At 65.8% G+C, this 16,965-nt stretch carries 17 protein-coding genes; 11 read left to right on the top strand and 6 right to left on the bottom strand.

Annotated elements, in window-relative coordinates; genetic code table 11:
* Nucleotides 1–2: 2 nt before the first annotated feature.
* The 6 genes from AB3X98_RS16810 to AB3X98_RS16785 all read right to left on the bottom strand — a co-directional run bounded on the left by AB3X98_RS16810 (nt 3) and on the right by AB3X98_RS16785 (nt 5,375).
* On the bottom strand, nt 3–806 hold the full coding sequence (locus AB3X98_RS16810) for a crotonase/enoyl-CoA hydratase family protein (protein ID WP_069266750.1): 804 nt from the start codon (nt 804–806) through the stop codon (nt 3–5).
* Between the two features lie 31 nt (nt 807–837).
* Nucleotides 838–1,824, bottom strand: coding sequence for a 2Fe-2S iron-sulfur cluster-binding protein (locus AB3X98_RS16805; RefSeq protein ID WP_368602134.1), 987 nt, complete (start codon nt 1,822–1,824; stop codon nt 838–840).
* A gap of 67 nt (nt 1,825–1,891) precedes the next feature.
* The gene (locus AB3X98_RS16800; RefSeq protein ID WP_069266749.1) at nt 1,892–3,139 is read right to left on the bottom strand and encodes an aromatic ring-hydroxylating dioxygenase subunit alpha; all 1,248 of its coding nucleotides are present in this window, start codon (nt 3,137–3,139) and stop codon (nt 1,892–1,894) included.
* 2 nt (nt 3,140–3,141) lie between these two features.
* Nucleotides 3,142–4,146: an amidohydrolase family protein gene (locus AB3X98_RS16795; RefSeq protein WP_069266748.1), complete on the bottom strand. Its 1,005-nt coding sequence runs from the start codon at nt 4,144–4,146 to the stop codon at nt 3,142–3,144.
* A 69-nt stretch (nt 4,147–4,215) separates the two neighbouring features.
* Nucleotides 4,216–4,593 carry a RidA family protein gene (locus AB3X98_RS16790; RefSeq protein ID WP_069266747.1) on the bottom strand — a complete coding sequence of 126 codons (378 nt, stop codon included), beginning with the start codon at nt 4,591–4,593 and terminating at the stop codon, nt 4,216–4,218.
* Between the two features lie 38 nt (nt 4,594–4,631).
* The gene (locus AB3X98_RS16785) at nt 4,632–5,375 is read right to left on the bottom strand and encodes a GntR family transcriptional regulator (RefSeq protein WP_256094894.1); all 744 of its coding nucleotides are present in this window, start codon (nt 5,373–5,375) and stop codon (nt 4,632–4,634) included.
* Between the two features lie 311 nt (nt 5,376–5,686).
* Here AB3X98_RS16785 and AB3X98_RS16780 point away from each other — a divergent pair, with 311 nt between their 5' ends.
* From AB3X98_RS16780 to AB3X98_RS16730, 11 genes are read left to right on the top strand one after another with little or no spacing between them, the layout of a single operon-like run.
* The gene (locus tag AB3X98_RS16780; protein WP_368602135.1) at nt 5,687–7,846 is read left to right on the top strand and encodes an acetate--CoA ligase family protein; all 2,160 of its coding nucleotides are present in this window, start codon (nt 5,687–5,689) and stop codon (nt 7,844–7,846) included.
* A gap of 16 nt (nt 7,847–7,862) precedes the next feature.
* Nucleotides 7,863–9,056 carry an acyl-CoA dehydrogenase family protein gene (locus AB3X98_RS16775; protein WP_368602136.1) on the top strand — a complete coding sequence of 398 codons (1,194 nt, stop codon included), beginning with the start codon at nt 7,863–7,865 and terminating at the stop codon, nt 9,054–9,056.
* 18 nt (nt 9,057–9,074) lie between these two features.
* Nucleotides 9,075–10,220, top strand: coding sequence for an acyl-CoA dehydrogenase family protein (locus tag AB3X98_RS16770; RefSeq protein ID WP_368602137.1), 1,146 nt, complete (start codon nt 9,075–9,077; stop codon nt 10,218–10,220).
* Nucleotides 10,217–11,380, top strand: a complete 1,164-nt coding sequence (locus AB3X98_RS16765) for a thiolase domain-containing protein (RefSeq protein ID WP_368602138.1) — start codon at nt 10,217–10,219, stop codon at nt 11,378–11,380. The genes AB3X98_RS16770 and AB3X98_RS16765 overlap by 4 nt, the downstream gene beginning before the upstream one ends.
* Nucleotides 11,381–11,382: 2 nt before the next feature.
* Nucleotides 11,383–11,826: a Zn-ribbon domain-containing OB-fold protein gene (locus AB3X98_RS16760; protein WP_368602139.1), complete on the top strand. Its 444-nt coding sequence runs from the start codon at nt 11,383–11,385 to the stop codon at nt 11,824–11,826.
* A gap of 12 nt (nt 11,827–11,838) precedes the next feature.
* On the top strand, nt 11,839–13,077 hold the full coding sequence (locus AB3X98_RS16755; protein WP_368602140.1) for a CaiB/BaiF CoA transferase family protein: 1,239 nt from the start codon (nt 11,839–11,841) through the stop codon (nt 13,075–13,077).
* 43 nt (nt 13,078–13,120) lie between these two features.
* Nucleotides 13,121–14,119, top strand: coding sequence for a protocatechuate 3,4-dioxygenase (locus AB3X98_RS16750; protein WP_368602141.1), 999 nt, complete (start codon nt 13,121–13,123; stop codon nt 14,117–14,119).
* 40 nt (nt 14,120–14,159) lie between these two features.
* On the top strand, nt 14,160–14,813 hold the full coding sequence (locus tag AB3X98_RS16745) for an RraA family protein (protein ID WP_368602142.1): 654 nt from the start codon (nt 14,160–14,162) through the stop codon (nt 14,811–14,813).
* 36 nt (nt 14,814–14,849) lie between these two features.
* Entirely contained in the window at nt 14,850–15,518 is a 669-nt protein-coding gene (locus AB3X98_RS16740; protein ID WP_342947225.1) for an RraA family protein, read from the top strand.
* A complete protein-coding gene (locus tag AB3X98_RS16735) occupies nt 15,515–16,177 on the top strand; it encodes a 4-carboxy-4-hydroxy-2-oxoadipate aldolase/oxaloacetate decarboxylase (RefSeq protein WP_069266738.1) in 663 nt (220 codons plus the stop codon). The genes AB3X98_RS16740 and AB3X98_RS16735 overlap by 4 nt, the downstream gene beginning before the upstream one ends.
* An 8-nt stretch (nt 16,178–16,185) precedes the next feature.
* A complete protein-coding gene (locus AB3X98_RS16730; RefSeq protein WP_069266737.1) occupies nt 16,186–16,962 on the top strand; it encodes an enoyl-CoA hydratase/isomerase family protein in 777 nt (258 codons plus the stop codon).
* Nucleotides 16,963–16,965 lie beyond the last annotated feature (3 nt).

The following is a 16,965-nucleotide window of genomic DNA, read 5'->3' as shown; positions in this document are numbered from 1 at the left end:
CGTTATGCCGTGGTCTTGCGGGTGTCGGGGCGCTCGAGCGGCTTCGCCTTGCCATCCACGAACGCCTGCAGGCGCTTCGCGGTTTCGGGCGAGCGCGCCATATTCGAGCTCATGTATTCAAGGAAGAGGCCGTCCTCGTGCGAAAGATCGTTCACGCGCGGCAGCAGGTTGGTGATGCGCCAGTTCGTATCGGGCGCGTTCTGGGCGATTTTCGCGGCCAGCTCCTTCGCCTTGGCGAGCGCTTCGCCCGGCGGCGTGAGATACGTGATGACGTGCTCGCGTAAGCCTTCTTCGGCCGAGAGCAGGCGCCCCGTGAGCATGAGGTCGGCCATGACCGTGTAGCCGATCACGCGCTGAATGCGCACCGTGCCGCCGCCGCCCACGAAGATGCCGCGCTGGCCTTCGGGCAGGCCGAAGAACGCTGTCGAGTCGCCTACGCGCACGTGGGCCGCCGTCGCGAGCTCGAGGCCGCCACCCACCACGGCGCCGTGCAGCGCCGCGACGAAAGGAATCGGTCCGCGCGCAATGATGTCGAACACTTCGTGCCATGAGTGGCGGCGGCGCTTGCGCGGGGCCGCGGTCTCACCCGTTGCGCGCGCAAGCGCTTCACGCAGGTCGAGACCCGCGCTGAAATTGCCGCCGTGCCCGAACAGCACGCCAACGTCGGCTTCTTCGCCCGCGCGCATGACGGCGGCGCGCAGTTGGGCGATCACGTCTTCGTTGATCGCGTTGCGCTTGTCAGGGCGGTTCAGGCCGATCAGGGCGACCGGGCCGTCGAGTTCATAAGTAACCAGGATTTTGCTCATTCTGGATTCCGCTTGAATTGCGTGGAAAGTGTTAGAGGTCGAGCACGAGGCGGCCGCTCTTGCAACGCGACACGCAAACCTGCATGACCTTGCCGCTGGCCTTGTCCGCCTCGGAGAGATAGACGTCGCGATGCTCGATCTCTCCGCTGCTCACTTTGGTCGTGCACAGTCCGCAGTAGCCGGCGCGGCAGTCGTACATCACGTCGGCGCCGTTTTCGATCAGCGTGTCGAGCAGAGACTTGTCGGCGGGCACCGTGAAGCATTTGCCCGATGACTTCAGTTCGACTTCGAATGCGGCGTCGCCTTCGTGCGCCACGGCCTCGGCAAACAGCTCGTAGTGCAGATCACATTCATGCCAGCCGCGCTGGCGCGCCGCCGAAAGCACCGCTTCGATCATGCCCGCCGGTCCGCACACGTAGATCGGCTGGTTCACCTGAGCGCCGTCGAGCAACGCGTCGACCGAGAGGCGCGTGGCCGGATCGTCGTCGGCGTGCAGCACGAGCCTTTTGCCCGCGAGCGCGCGGAGTTCATCGACGAAGGGCAGCGCCTCGCGCGTGCGGCCGCTGAAATGCAGCTCGAATTCGCGTTGCTGTGCGGCGAGGGCGCTGGCCATCGAGACGATCGGCGTGATGCCGATGCCGCCCGCGACGAGCAGCACGCGCGGCGGCGCGGCGAGCCGGAAGTGGTTGACCGGCGCGCGCACGTTGAGCGTGGCGCCCACTTCCAGCGCATGCATGTGGCGCGAGCCGCCGCGGCCTTCGTCCTCGCGGCGGATGCCGAGCCGGTAGGCCGGAACGCCACCGCGAGGATCGACGGACGGATCGAGATGGATCAGCGAATACGAACGCCACTGCGGTACGCCGCCCGTCGGGGACGGGATCTCGACCTGAAGGTGCGCGCCAGGCTCGAAGCCGGGCAGCAACGCGCCGTCGGCCGCTTCGAGCGTATACGACTTGATGAGCGAAGTCGCGGTGTCGATCGCCGCGACGCGCAGCGTGAGCAGCAGGGGAGCAAGCATCGAAATCATTCCGGAGATACGGTGTTATGCGGGTGTAATTCGGTGGCTTACGTAGGATTGCATACGATTACGTGGCATCGGTCAGCGAACGCCAGTCCGAACCGACCGGCAGCACGCCGCCGATCGAGATCGCGCGCGAGTAGTCGAGTTCGGGGTTGTCGGCGAGCGTGGGCGTCTTGCCGGCCATGAACTCGCGTGCCGACTTGAGCAGCAGCCCGCGCACGCGCAGCACGGCGCCGTCGGCGGAGCAGAGTTGCTCGGTGGTGCGGTCCGCAATCGGGCCCTGGCCGAGGAACATCGCGAAGTCTTCGGTCCCCAGGTGCTGGTGAAAGCCGGTGGCGTGGCCGCGCTTCATGAGGTCGCGGTTCTGCCCGAAGCCGGTTTCGCGCGTTCCCGGCGGCAGCGGCGGGAAGTTCCACACATCCGGTGTAGCCGACATCACCGTCATGCCGAGCTCGCGCGTAGGGTTGAAGTGCACGAACCAGGCGCGGTGCGTGACGTCATCCACGGGCGTGGAGAAGAACACCGTGCTCGGCCCGTTCGAGTCCGGCGCGCAGATGATGCCGTACCACGGCATCACGAAATTGTTGACGCGTGCATAGACCTTTTCGTCGGGCAAATCGCGTAGCGCGGCGTAGCGATAGCCGTATGGCCGGTCCTCGAACTCGAGACGCGGCGCGAGCGCTTTCGTCATGTGCATGCGTTCGTTGCCGCCACCAGCCGTGATCTGCGTGGTCGATTCGTGCAGCACGCCCACGTGCGACGAATCCATCGACGCCTCGACGCCCTGCACCCAGTTGGTCGGCACTTCGACGCAGGTGACCGAGCGCTGCCCGGCGGGCAGCTGCGTGAACGGCAGGTCGGGGAAGCGCGGCGGCCCGGCGTTCTCGCCGCCCTTGCCGAGCCATATCCAGACGATGCCGCCGCGCTCCTCCACGCTGTACTGACTCGTCTTCACGCGCTTGCAGAACTGCGCCTGGTCGCCGACCTGGTTCGGCGCTTCGACCACCTGGCCTTCCACGTTCACCTTCCAGCCGTGGAAAATGCAGCGCAAGCCGTTATTCTCGTTGCGCGCCATCATCATCGAGGTCTTGCGGTGCGGGCAAAGCTCGTCGATCACGCCGGCCTTGCCGTCGGTGCCGCGAAACGCCACGTAGTTCGAGCCAAGCAGGCGAACCAGCACGGGCGCGCCATCCGCTTCGAGCTTCGCCGACGGCACGGCAGGGATCCAGTAATGCTGGCGGATCATCTCGCCCATCGGCGCGCCGTTTTCGACGCGCGTGAGCAGATCGTTTTCTTCAGCGGTCATGGCCATGTTCAGGCCTCCTGATAGTGGCGGAACGCACGCGGATAGACGCGCTGGCAATTGCACTCGAACACGTTCCTGCGTTGTTCCTCGGTGAGCCACTCGATGCTTTCGATCACCGGCTTCATGTCGTCGTAGTCGCGGCCCGAGATCGGGTCGCGCGCGCTGCCCGTGCCCGGCTTTTCGGTTCCGAACAGCACGTTGTCGGTGCCGGCCACCTTGAGCAGCAGCTCGATCGAATCTTTCGAGTAGTTGCAGGTGTCGAAGTAGAGCTTGCGCAGTTGTTCGTCGAAAGTCTGTGGATGATTGCGGCGCACGGCCCACGAACGGAAGCGGCCCATCTGGTAGGGAATCGCGCCGCCGCCGTGGCCCACCACGATCTTCAGGTTCGGGAACTTCTGGAACACGTCCGATTCGAGCAGCGAAATGACCGCGATGTTTTCTTCGTTGATGAACTTCAGCGTGTACGACTCGCGCGGGCTGCAACTGCCGGCCGAGTGGATCAGTGCGGGCACGTCGAGCGCCGTCATCGTTTCATAGAGCGGATACCAGAACGGATCGCCGAGGCCGGCCGGCGCGGGGCCCTCGCCTTCGGTCGGATCGGGGTTCAGCAGCGTGCCGACGAAGCCCAGTTCATTCACGCAGCGCTTCAGTTCGGCCACGCATTTTTCGGCGGGCGATTCGTTCATGAACTGCGGCAGGCCGGCCACGCCACGGAAGCGGTCCGGGAACATGTCGACGAAGCGCTTGATCAGGTCGTTGCAGTGACGCGTCCACAGCTCGGTCACGCGCGCCGGCTTCACCGAATGCATTTGCAGGTAGGGGCGCGGCGAGATGAACTGAACGTCGGTGCCGACGGCGTCCATGCTGCGCACGAGTTCCTCGGCCTGCTTGCGCACCGCTTCGTCCGGGATGTTCGGGTTGGTCGACGGGTTGGCGCGGCCGCCAACGAGCTCCGCCATGTAGCGGAAGCTTTGCGGTGGCATGACGACGTGGGCGTGGGAGTCGATGATCACGTTGGAACCTTTTTCAATAAATGGAGGGATGCGCTGCGTTGCTTGACGTTGGTGGTGGAGGCCGCGCGTTCAGGGCGCGACGGCCATTGCTTCGAGCTGAAGAGCCATGCCGTGCTGCAGGTCGTGCACGACGATATGGCGTGCGGGCCGCTGCGCCGGGTCGGGCCAGAAGGCGAGCCAGTGCGCGTTGATGTGTTCGCGCACGCTGTCGTCTTTCACATAGACGGTGAGTTTCACGACGTCCGCGAGCGTCGCACCGCCTGCGTCGAGAAAGCGCTCGAGGTTGTCGAACGCGAGGCGGGCCTGGTCGGCGGGGCCGGCGGCGAGCTTGCCGGTGGCCGGGTCCTTGCCGGCGATCGCCGACGAGCACAGCACGTTGGCCACGCGGGCGCCCACCGGAATCGGGGCGTTATGCGAGAGGCCTGGGACGTCGATGGAGCGGGGCATGGTGTCTCCGTATGGATTATTCAGGATGACTGGATATCTCAGTCGGTGCCGAAGTCGAAGAAGTGGCGTGGCACGGCGGCGAGGAATTCGGAAAAGCCGGTCGTGCCCGCGGGAACGTGACGCCGCATCACCTCGGCGGCTTTCGCTTCGTCGCCGGCCTGGATGGCGCGCGCGATCTCGAAGTGCTCCTGGAGCGAGCGGCTGATCTGGCTGCGGTTGCGCAGGTCGGCCACGCGGTAGCGCGCCGACTGGCGGCGCGCGGCGCGAATCTGGTCGGCGAGGCACTCGTTGCGGCTGCCTTCGTAGATCGTGTCGTGAAAAAGCGCATTGGCGCGTGCGTACTCGCCGGCGTCGCCTTCCACTGCGGCCTGCTGGCACGCCATCAGCGCGCGGTCGAGCGCCTCGCGCAGGGTGTCGCTCGCGCGCCTTGCGCAAAAGCGTGCGCACAGCGCCTCCAGTTCCCCGATGTACTCCAGCATCGAGCGCACCTTGGCGATCGACAGCCGCGCCACGGTCATGCCCTGGCGTGGCGAGATCACCACGAGCTCGCGCGCCGCGAGATGCTGAAGCGCTTCGCGCACCGGCGTGCGCGACACGTTGAAGCGCGCAGCGAGCGCACGCTCGTCGATCGGCATGCCCGGCGCGAGCTGGCCAGTTTCGATCTCGGCCTGAAGCGTCTCGCGAATGTCGTTCGCGAGACTCGCTCGCATACGGGGCGCGGCTGCCGGATGGGCGGGCGCTGCGCCGTCGCGTTCGGCGGTCAGGTCGGCTACAGGTTTCATGGAAAGGACGGTCGTTGGGGTTCGGATGGCTTAAATATACCAATATGATGTTGTGGCATTCAAGTCGGCGTTTTTCTTATACGGTCGCGCCGTTTGCTGGATGTACGTCGAGCGACAATTAAAAGACATTAAAATCAATGAGATGCCGTTTGATAGGTGGCCCGGGTGGGTGCTGTTAGGGGAAAACACTAACCTGGTAAATGTGCTTCTGGTGTATTGAGAAAGCGGTTGTGGTATGCCAGAATGGCTCTCAATCGAACTGATCCTGGTTTGCCAGTGCCGGGATCGCAATCAAGAAGAGGCATGACCTGATGAGTAAGTCACTCTCCGAAGCAGGCGGCGTGTTGTCCGTCGAACGCGTGCTCAAGCCGCGCTCGATCGCGATCGTCGGTGCTTCCGCCGATCCCCGCTCGTTCGGCAACTTCGTGCTGCAGAACCTGGAGCGTTTCGGCTTTGCGGGCGCGATCCATCTCGTTTCGCGCAGCAGCGAGGAAATCAACGGCCGCCCGTGCGTGAAGAGCGTGGACGCGCTGCCCGAAGGCATCGACCTCGTGGTGCTGTGCATTCCGGAAGCCGGTGTGCTCGACGCCGTCTGCACGCTGGGCGCGCGCGGCGCGGGCGCCGCGGTGATCTTCGCTTCGGGCTACGCCGAAGCAGGCGAGGAAGGCCGTGCGAAACAGCAGGCGCTCACTGAGGCCGCGAACGCCGCGGGCATCGCGCTGATCGGCCCGAACTGCATGGGCTTCACCAATTTCCAGGCCGGCGTGCCGGTCACTTTCGAGGCGCTCGCGCCATATCCGTGCGCGGGTCGCAAGGGCGTTGGCGTGGTTGCGCAAAGCGGCGCGATGGCCGCGAACCTGCGCGACGCCTTCATGGGCCGCGGCCAGCCGATCACGGCGGCCGTTTCGACCGGCAACGAAGCCGTGCTTGGCATCGAGGACTATCTCGCGTGGTTCATCGCCGACCCGCAGACGACTGCGATCGCCGTGTATGCGGAGCAGGTGCGCCGCCCGCAGACTTTCCTCGCGCTGGCGCGCGAAGCGCGTGCGGCAGGCAAGCCGATCGTGATGCTGATGCCGGGCAAGAGCGCGCGAGCGCGCGAAGCGGCACAGTCGCACACCGGCGCGCTCGCAGGCGACCATGCCACGGCGAGCGTGCTACTCGCGCGCGAAGGCGTGGTGGTGGTCGATTCGCTCGATGAACTGTTCGACACCACGACGATCCTCGCGCGCTTCCCGGTGCCGCCCGCAGCGGGTACGGCGGTCATGACGGCATCGGGCGCGGTGAAGAACATTACGCTCGACTTCGCCGACGACATCGGTCTGAACCTGCCGCCGCTCACCGAGCCGACGCTCGGGAAGCTCACCGAACTGCTGCCGGACTTCGCCGTGGCCGACAACCCGCTCGACTACACGACGATCGGCGTGCGCAACCCCGGCCTGATCGGCGAACTGATCGACACGGTGCTCGCCGACCCGAACATCGGCAGCCTCGTCCTCTCGATCATGGGCGGCCCTCCCATCGCGCAGCGCGACAAGGCCGACCACCTCGTGCCCGCGCTCGCGCGCGCCACCAAGCCCGCGGTGCTTGCGGTAATGGGCGACAACAACGTGCTGGAGCCGTTCTTCATCGAAGCGATTGCCGCGAGCGGCGTGCCGTTCTTCCGTTCGCCGGACCGCGCGCTGCGCGCCTGCGCACGCGTGGCGGCCTACGGCGAATCGCTGCAGCGAGCGCAGCGCGCGCAAACGGCGCAGCCAGCCGCGATCGCGCTGCCGGGCGCCGTGCCGGCGAACGGTATTTATGCCGAATATCAGGGCAAGCAATGGCTTGCCGCAGCGGGTCTGCCGGTGCCGCCGGGGCGACTCGCGAAGACGATCGACGAAGCGCAGAAGATTGCGGATGAAATCGGCTATCCGGTCGTGCTCAAGGCGCAGGCGAGCGAACTGCCGCACAAGAGCGACGTGGGCGGCGTGGTGGTCGGTCTCGCCGATGCGGCCTCGCTGCGCGCCGGCTGGGACAAGCTGCACGCGAGCGTGGCTTCGCATCGCCCCGAGCTGCGGCTCGACGGTGCGCTTGTCGAAGCGATGGGCCCGCGCGGTCTCGAACTCGTGGTGGGCGCCAGGCGTGACGCCGAATGGGGCCCCGTCGTGCTGGTCGGCCTGGGCGGCATCTGGATCGAAGCGCTCAGGGACGTGCGCCTGATTCCCGCCGACATGGCCGAAACCGACATCGTGGTCGAGCTGCGCCGCCTGAAGGCCGCCGCGCTGCTCGACGGCGTGCGCGGCGCCGAAGGTGTGGACGTGGCCGCCATCGCGAAGGCCGTGGCCGCGATCGGTGCGCAGATGCGCGCGAACCCGCAGATCACCGAGATCGATGTGAATCCGCTCGTTGCCTACCCGGACCGCGTGCTCGCGCTCGATGCACTCGTCGTGTGCGGTTCGCAGGGCGCAAACAGCGGCGCACATCACTAATAAGGACAATGAATCAATGAGACTGGAATTCTCCGCAGAGGACGAGGCGTTTCGCGCCGAGGTGCGCGAGTTCGTCAAGAAGAACCTTTCGCCCGCACTCAAGCGCAAGGCCGAACTGGGCCTGCGCATCGAGCGCGCCGATTATGTCGAGTGGTACACGCATCTGTACGAGCGCGGCTGGATCACGCCGTCGTGGCCGAAGGAGGCCGGTGGCCCTGGCTGGACGCCGCTGCAACGCTATATCTTCGACGAGGAAACGCTCGTTGGCGGCGCGCCGCGCATCATCGCGAGCGGCATCAACATGCTGGGCCCTGTGCTCAATGCGTTCGGAACGCCCGAGCAGAAAGAGCGCTACCTGCCCGCAATCCGCCGCAGCGAAACGTGGTGGGCGCAGGGCTTCTCGGAGCCGGGTGCGGGCTCTGACCTCGCCAGCGTGCGCACCACCGCCGTGCTTTCCAGAGACAGCGACGGCGATCACTTCGTCGTGAATGGCCACAAGGTCTGGACTTCGTACGCGCACTGGTGCGAGATGATGTTCGCGCTGGTGCGCACCGACCCGACCGCCAAGCCGCAGGAAGGCATTTCGTTCCTGCTGATCGACATGAAGTCGCCGGGCGTGGAGCTGCGCCCCATTCGCATGCTCGAAGGCGGCACCGACCTCAACGAGGTCTATCTCGACAACGTGCGCGTGCCGGTCGAGAACCTCGTCGGCGAGATCAACAAGGGCTGGTCGTACGGCAAGTATCTGCTCGGCCACGAACGCACCGGCATTGCGGGCATCGGCTCCTGCAAGCAGCAGCTCGCGCGCGTCAAGCAGCTTGGCAAGCAGCAGGGCCTCGCCGGCGATCCGCTATTCGAGGCGCGCGTGAGCCGCTTCGAAATCGAGTTGATGGCGCTCGAATTCACGGGCCTGCGCATGCTGAGCGCAAACCAGCAGAGCCCCGTGCCGGCGGTAGAGGCGTCAATGCTCAAGGTGCGTGGCACCGAGCTGCGCCAGGCGATCTACGCGCTGCTCGCGGAAGTCGCAGGGCCCGACGGCATTCCGTTCGACGAAGCCGCGCTCCTCGACCAGGCGGGCCACGAGCCGCCGAGCCCGGAAGAGACCGTTGCCGTCGCGGCCAACTACTTCGATGCACGCAAGCTGTCGATCTACGGCGGCACGAACGAAGTGCAGCGCAACCTGATCAGCCGCGCGTTCTTCAATGCCTGAAGCGGGACACGAATAAACATGGACTTTTCTCTGACTGAAGATCACGTCGCGCTGCAAGACGCGGTACGCCGCTTCTGCGACGGCGAGTTTCCCGCGCACCGGCGCGGCGACACCGAAGACGCGGCGCTTGCGGCACACCGCCGCCAGGGCTTCGCCGAACTCGGCATCACGGGCCTCATCATCGACGCCGGACAGGGCGGCAGCGGCTACGGCGCGGTGGAAACGATGCTCGTCGCGCAGCAACTCGGCCGCGCGTTGGGCGGCGCAGGCTGGCTGTCGAGCGGCTTGCCGGCGGCTGCGCTGATCGGCGCGGCGGGCAGCGCGCAGCAGCGCTCGCAATGGCTCGAAGCGGCCGCGTGCGGCGAGAAGGTGCTTGCGCTCGCGGTGGGCGAAGCCGATGCGCGCTACGAGCTTGCGCGCATCGCGGTGCGCGCGAAGGAAACGGGCGACGGCTGGCGCATCGACGGCACCAAGACACTCGTGTTCGACGGCGCTATCGCCGACGCATTCGTGGTAGCCGTGCGCACCTCGGGCGAGCGCGGCGACATGCATGGCCTCTCGCTTTTCCTCGTCGACGCCAAAGCGCAAGGCATCACGCTGCGCCGCTTTGCGACGATCGACGCACGCGAAGCGGCCCACGTGAGCTTCGCCAACGTGGTCGTGACCAAAGCCGACCTGATCGGCGAGGCCGGCGAAGCGCACGCGCTCATCGAAGCCGCGCTCGACCGCGCAAACGCGGCGCTGTGCGCAGAGTCGGTCGGCGCGCTGGAAGCGCTGCTCGAACTGACCGCCGAGCACCTGAATACGCGCTCGCAATTCGGTGCGCCGTTGGCGAAGTTTCAGGCGCTGCAACACCGCGTGGCCGACATGCTGATCGCGCTCGAACAGGGCAAGTCGATGGCGTGCGCGGCGGCCATGGCCGTCGATGAAAACGACCCGGCGCGCCGTGGCCGCTTTGTTTCCGCCGTCAAGGCCTTTGTCGGCGATGTGTGCAAGAACGCGGGCGAATGGGCGATTCAGCTGCATGGCGCGATGGGCATGACGCAAGAGTGCCGCGCGGGCCACTACGCAAAGCGCATGTTCGCGATCAACATGACCTACGGTGACGCCACCTGGCATCTGAACCGCTTTACGGCGCAACGACTCGATAAGGAATCCGAATGAGTATCAACGGACAAGCCTGTATCGTCGGCGCCTATGAGCACCCCACGCGCAAAGCGGACGACCTTTCCGTCGCGCGCCTGCACGCCGACGTCGCGAAGGGCGCGCTGGAAGACGCGGGCCTGACGAAAGACGACATCGACGGCTACTTCTGCGCGGGGGATGCGCCCGGCCTCGGCACGACGACCATTGCCGAATACCTCGGCCTGAAGCTGCGCCACGTCGATTCGACCGAATGCGGCGGGTCCGCGCCGATCCTGCACGTCGCGCACGCGGCGCAAGCGATTGCGGCCGGCCGCTGCAATATTGCGCTGATCACGCTTGCGGGCCGCCCACGTGCGGCGGGCGCAGCGCTTTCGCTCAAGGCGCCGGACCCGGACGCGCCCGAAGTGCAGTTCGAGCTGCCGTTCGGCCCGGCCACACAGAATCTGTACGGCATGGTCGCGAAGCGCCATATGTACGAGTACGGCACCACGAGCGAGCAACTCGCGTGGATCAAGGTCGCGGCGTCCCACCACGCGCAGCACAACCCCCACGCGATGCTGCGCAACGTCGTGACCGTCGAAGACGTCGTGAACTCGCCGATGGTCGCTGACCCGCTGCATCGTCTGGACTGCTGCGTGATGAGCGATGGCGGCGGCGCGCTCATCGTGGCGCGTACCGAGATCGCGAAGCAGTTGAAGCGCCCGCTCGTGAAGGTGCGCGGTACGGGCGAAGCGCCCAAGCACGCTGGCGGCGGCAAGATCGACCTCACGTGGTCGGCGGCGAAGTGGTCAGGCGCGGCAGCGTTCGCCGAAGCAGGTTTGACGCCCGCCGACATCAAGTATGCGTCGCTCTACGACAGCTTCACGATCACCGTGCTCATGCAGCTCGAAGACCTCGGTTTCTGCAAGAAGGGCGAGGGCGGCAGGTTCGTGCAGGACGGCGGCCTGATTTCGGGCGTGGGCAAGCTGCCTTTCAATACCGATGGCGGTGGCCTGTGCAACAACCACCCCGCGAACCGGGGCGGTGTCACGAAGGTGATCGAGGCCGTGCGCCAGTTGCGCGGCGAAGCGCACCCCGCCGTGCAGGTGCCGAACTGCGATATCGCACTGGCGAACGGAATCGGCGGCGCACTGGCTTCGCGTCATACGGCCGCAACGCTCATTTTGGAACGGGCTTAACGATGAGTACGACTAATCAGAACCCTGTTGCGGAAAAGTCGGCCAAGGCCGCCGCGGCCACCGGCCGGCGCCGCATTTCGCCGCCGCGCGTGTTGCCCGAGGCGATGCCTTTCTGGGAAGCGGCGAAGGATGGGCGCCTGCTCGTCAAGCGCTGCGCCGACTGCGGCGAGACGCACTACTACCCGCGCGACATCTGCCCGCATTGCCTGAGCGCAAACACGGCGTGGGTCGAGTCGAAGGGCAAAGGCGCGATCTACTCGTGCAGCACGATGGGCAAGGAAGAGGCGCGCTACACGCTGGCCTATGTGACGCTCGACGAAGGCGTGCAGATGCTCAGCAATATCGTCGACTGCGACCCGGCCACGCTCGCCATCGGCCAGCGCGTGCAAGTCGTGTTCGAGCCGAGCGATGGCGGCTATCCGGTTCCGATGTTCACTCCGGCCTGAGGAAAAACGCCCATGAGCGCAGAAAACAAGGACACCCAGCACGACCAGGGTGCGGCCGCCGCCCGTAAAGGCGCGCTGTCACGCTTCACGATCATCGACGCCTCGCGGGTGCGAGCGGGCCCGACTGCCATGCGTCTTTTCGCGGACATGGGCGCACGCGTCATCAAGCTCGAAATCCCGCCCGGAGCGCCGGGTGGCGACGACATGATCGGCGGCCGCGACCACAATCGCGCCGATTATGAAAACCTGCATCGCAACAAGGAAAGCCTCACGCTGAACATGAAGGACCCCGCGGGCCGCGGGATTCTCCGCGAGCTGGTGCGCCGCGCCGACGTGTTCATCGAAAACTTCCGCCCCGACGTGAAGGACCGCCTCGGCATTGGCCCGGACGCGCTGCGAGCGATCAATCCGCGCCTCGTCTACGCGAGCATCTCGGGCTTCGGCCAGGACGGTCCCTATGCGAACTGGCCGGGTTTCGATTCGATCGCGCAGGGCATGGGCGGCCTCATGAGCGTGACGGGCAAACCGGGCGAAGGCCCGATGCGCGTGGGCATCCCAATCGCGGACCTGTGCGCGGGCCACTTCTGCGCGATGGCGATTCTCACCGCGCTACTGGAGCGTGACGCGTCGGGCGAAGGCCAGTGGGTGCAAACCTCGCTGCTGGAGGCACAGCTCGCAATGCTCGATTTTCAGGCCGCACAGTGGCTCGTGGACAAAAAGGTGCCGCAGCAGGTAGGCAACGAGCATCCGCTCACGGTGCCGACCGGCGTGTTCGAAACGAAGGACGGTTACCTGAATCTCGCTGCCATCGGCCAGACGATGTGGACACGGTTGTGCGAGGCGCTCGGCCTCGAACATCTGGCGCGCGCCGCGGGCTTCGATTCCGATCCGGCGCGCGTGGCCAACCGCGACGCCGTGAACCGCGCTGTGGGCGAAGTCTTCAAGACTCGGACGACGAAAGAATGGACTGCAGTGCTGATTAAATCGGGCGTGCCTTGCGGCCCGATTCACCGCATCGACGAGGTGTTCGAGGACCCGCAGGTCAAGCATCTCGGCATGGCGTGGCCGGTCGAGTTGCCGGGCAAAGGCGAGGTCGCCTTCGTGGGCCAGCCGTTCCGGCTCTCGCGCTATCCGCGCGAAGCGTCGCCGCGGCTTGCGCCCGAGCAGGGCGAGCATACGCAGGCCATCTTGCGCGAACTCGGTTACGCGGACGAACAGATCGAACAATGGCGCGCGGCATTCGTGGTCTGAGCGCGCGCCGGCAAAGCAATAACGCACAGGAGAAGGAGACGAAATGGCACGTTTGGTAGCGGCATTCGGCTCGTCGCACAGCATCATGCTGGTGTCGCAGCGCGAAGACTGGCAGCACGGCTTTCGCGCGGTGGACCCGAAGAATCCGCATTACTACGACAAGGCGGGCAATCACGTTACGTACGGCGACCTGCTGGAACGCGCACCGGCCGACGCCGAGGCGATGGTCACGCCCGAGCGCATGGGCGAGCGCTACGACCGGTCGGAAGCGGCGATGGATGAATTGCGTGAGCGTATTCGCGCAGCCCGGCTCGATGTGCTGATCGTGGTGGGTGACGATCAGACCGAGTTGTTTCGTACCACGAATAACCCGGCATTCGCCATCTACTATGGCGAGACCATCCGCAACGCAAAGCGCGAGACGAGCCCGAACGACAGTTGGTACGCCCGCGCCCGCACCATGCGCCAGGAGCCGGATGCCGAGGTGCACTATCCCGTCAAGTCGGAGATGGCACGCTGGATGATTCGTGAACTCTGCGAGCGCGACTTCGACATGGCGGCGATGGACGGTCTGGAGCGCGGCCAGTACGAGGGCCACGCGTTCTCGTTCATTCACCGCCGTTATCTGCAGGGCCTCGACTTGCCTGTCATTCCGGTGATCGTCAATACCTTCGATCCGCCGAACCAGCCCACGCCGCGCCGCTGCATTCAGCTTGGCGCCGCGCTGCGCGAGCTGATCGAGGCATACCCCGAAGACCTGAGGGTGGGCGTGCTCGCGTCGGGCGGCCTCTCGCACTTCGTGGTGGACGAGGCGCTCGACAACGGCATTATCGAAGCGATCCACCGCAAGGACAGCGCGTGGCTTGCCGCGCTCGATCCGAAGCAGCTACAGGCGGGCAGTTCGGAAATCCGCAACTGGATCATCGCGGTCGAGGCGGCCAAGTCGCTCGACCTCGAATGGGTTTCGTACACGCCGGGCTATCGCAGCCCCGCGCTCACCGGCACGGGTCTTTGCTTCGCCGCGTGGCGCACGCTGGACTGATCCGCTTCATTTGCGCAAGACCTTCACGGAAGACTAGAACATGGCCGACCAAAATGTACAGCGCCTGCGGCGGCTCGACTGCTGCGCCGTCTCGGACGCGCTCGACAAACTCAAACTGCCCGGCGTGGTGAGCGGGTTGCCGCAGCGCTCGGGCCAGGGCCGCATTGCGGGCCGCGCGATCACCGTCAAGCTCGGCACCGGTGACGCGCCGCCCGGACCGCCCGTGCACCTCGGATGTACCGCAATCGAACAGGCCGACGCCGACAACGTGATCGTGGTCGAGCAGCGCAGCGGCGTGGAAGCCGGCTGCTGGGGCGGCCTGCTCTCGCTCGCCGCGAAAGTGCGCCAGGTCGCCGGCGTCGTGGCTGACGGGCCCGTGCGCGATATCGACGAGGCCATCGGCTACGAATTGCCCATGTTCAGCCGCGCCACCACGGCGCGCACGGCACGCGGCCGCGTGGTCGAAAAGGGCACCAATGTGCCGGTTCAGATCGGCGAGGTGCAGGTGGAGGCAGGCGACTACGTCGTGGCCGACAACAGCGCCGTGATCTTCATTCGCGCTGCCGATATCGGCCTCGTGCTGGACACCGCGGAGACGATTGTGGCGAAGGAGGCCGCGATGGCAAAAGCGATTCTTGCAGGCGTCCCAGTCGGCAGGGTCATGGGCGGCAACTACGAACACATGCTCGCCTGAGCGCATATTCACAATTCACGCAAGCGATCCAGAACCATGACGACGAACGACAACCGCAACGTGGAGCGTGCCGGCAAGCTCGACACCGCCACGCTCTCCGACGCGCTCGACAAGCTCGGCATCAACGGCCAGTGCTACAAGATCAAGGCGCGCAGCACGGACTTCCGCCTCGCGGGACGCGCCTGGACGCTCAAGTACGGTCCCGCCGCCAACCCGCCGGGCACGGTGGGCGACTATATCGACGACGTCCCGGAAGGCGCGGTCATCGTGCTCGATAACGGCGGACGCGAAGATGCGACCGTGTGGGGCGACATTCTCACCGAGATCGCGCACCGCCGTGGCATTGCGGGCACTGTGATCAACGGCATCTGCCGCGACGTTTCGCTGTGCCTGAAGCTCGGTTATCCGGTGTTCAGCCGCGATCACTGGATGCGCACCGGCAAGGACCGCGTGCAGGTCGAGGCGACCAATATTCCCGTCAACATGGGCGAGGCGCGCGTGCAGCCCGGTGACATCCTGCGCGGCGACGCCGATGGCGTGCTCGCGATTCCGCGCGAGCACGAAGACGCTGTCCTCGATGCCGCGGAGGCGATCCATCATGCCGAGGAAGCGATTCGAGAGGCGTGCCGCGGCGGTATGCGTCTGGACGAAGCGCGCAAGCAGTTCAAGTACCACCAGTTGCAAACGCGGGAGCAAAAGGTATGAAAGAACACGATTCGGCAACCACTATCCGCACTTCAATCGAACGCGTCGAGGCACGCGTGGTCGACGCGGCCCGCCAGGTGCCCGCAGCCACGCTGCACGAAGCCGGCGGCAAGATCGGCGCGCTGCCCGCTGCGATCAAGCCTGTCTCGCCTGGCTTCAGGATCTGCGGCACGGCAGTCACCGTGCATTCGCCGGGCGGCGACAACCTCTGGCTGCACCGCGCCATTCTGCTTGCTCAGCCGGGCGACGTGCTGGTGGTCTACACGAACGGCGTGTACGAACACGGCTACTGGGGCGAGGTGATGACGACAGCCGCGAAGGTGCGCGGTCTTGCGGGGCTCGTGATTGACGGCGCGGTGCGCGACGCCGACCTGCTGGAGTCGATCGGCTTCCCGGTGTTCTCGCGCGGGCTGTCCATTCGCGGCACGGGCAAGGACTTTGGCGCGATCGGCTGGATCAACGAGCCGGTGATGATCGGAAACGTCACGGTTTGTGCGGGCGACCTGATCGTCGGCGACCGCGACGGTGTGGTGGCCGTTCCGCGTGCCCGCGCGGCAGAAGTGGTGGAGAAGGGCGTGCAGCGCGAAGCCGACGAAGCCGCGATCTGCAAGCGCATCGAGGGAGGCGAAACTACCATGCAGATCTACAACTTCCACTGAGGCTGACGATGACCTCGAAACCCGCTCATTCAGCAGGTCAGGCGCCGGAACTCACCGTCGCCGGGAAGATCGCGACCATCACGCTGCGCCGCCCCGAGATGGCGAACCGCCTCGAATTCGAAGACCTCGCCACATTGCGCGGTTTCATTCGCGAAGTGAACGCGCAACGCGAGGTGCTCGTGCTGCGGCTGTGCGCCGAAGGCAAGCACTTTTGCGCCGGGTTCGACATTGGCAGCGTTGCCGACGAGAACGCGGGGGCGAGTTTCGAGGCGCTCGCCAACGAACTCGAAGAGGCGCGGCCTGTGACGATCGCCGCGATCAACGGCGGCGTTTATGGCGGTGCGACCGATCTGGCGCTCGCGTGTGACTTCCGCGTCGGCGTCGAAAGCAGCCAGATGTTCGTGCCTGCGGCCCGGCTCGGCCTGCTGTTCTATCGCGGTGGTTTGCGGCGCTACGTGTCGCGGCTCGGACTGAACGTGGCGAAGAAGCTGCTGTTGTGCGCCACGACCCTCGATGCCGGACAGATGCGGGCTTGCGGTTTTCTCGACACAGTCGTTGCGCGTGCAATGTTATTCGACGAAGTCGAGCGCCTGAGCGGCGAACTGGCGGCAATGGCGCCGCTCGCTCTGCTGGGTATGAAGAAGCACCTGAATCGGATCGCGAGTGGCACGCTCGACGAAGACGAATTCCAGCGCGACGTGAAAGAAGCGGATGCCTCGCGCGATCTATGCGAAGGTTCGCTCGCCTGGAAGGAGAAACGAAAGCCGGTATTTCGCGGCGAGTGAGCC

This window comes from Paraburkholderia sp. BR14312, assembly GCF_040948675.1.
In the GTDB taxonomy this organism is placed as follows: domain Bacteria; phylum Pseudomonadota; class Gammaproteobacteria; order Burkholderiales; family Burkholderiaceae; genus Paraburkholderia; species Paraburkholderia nodosa_A.
This window is presented reverse-complemented; position numbering and strand designations above follow the sequence as displayed.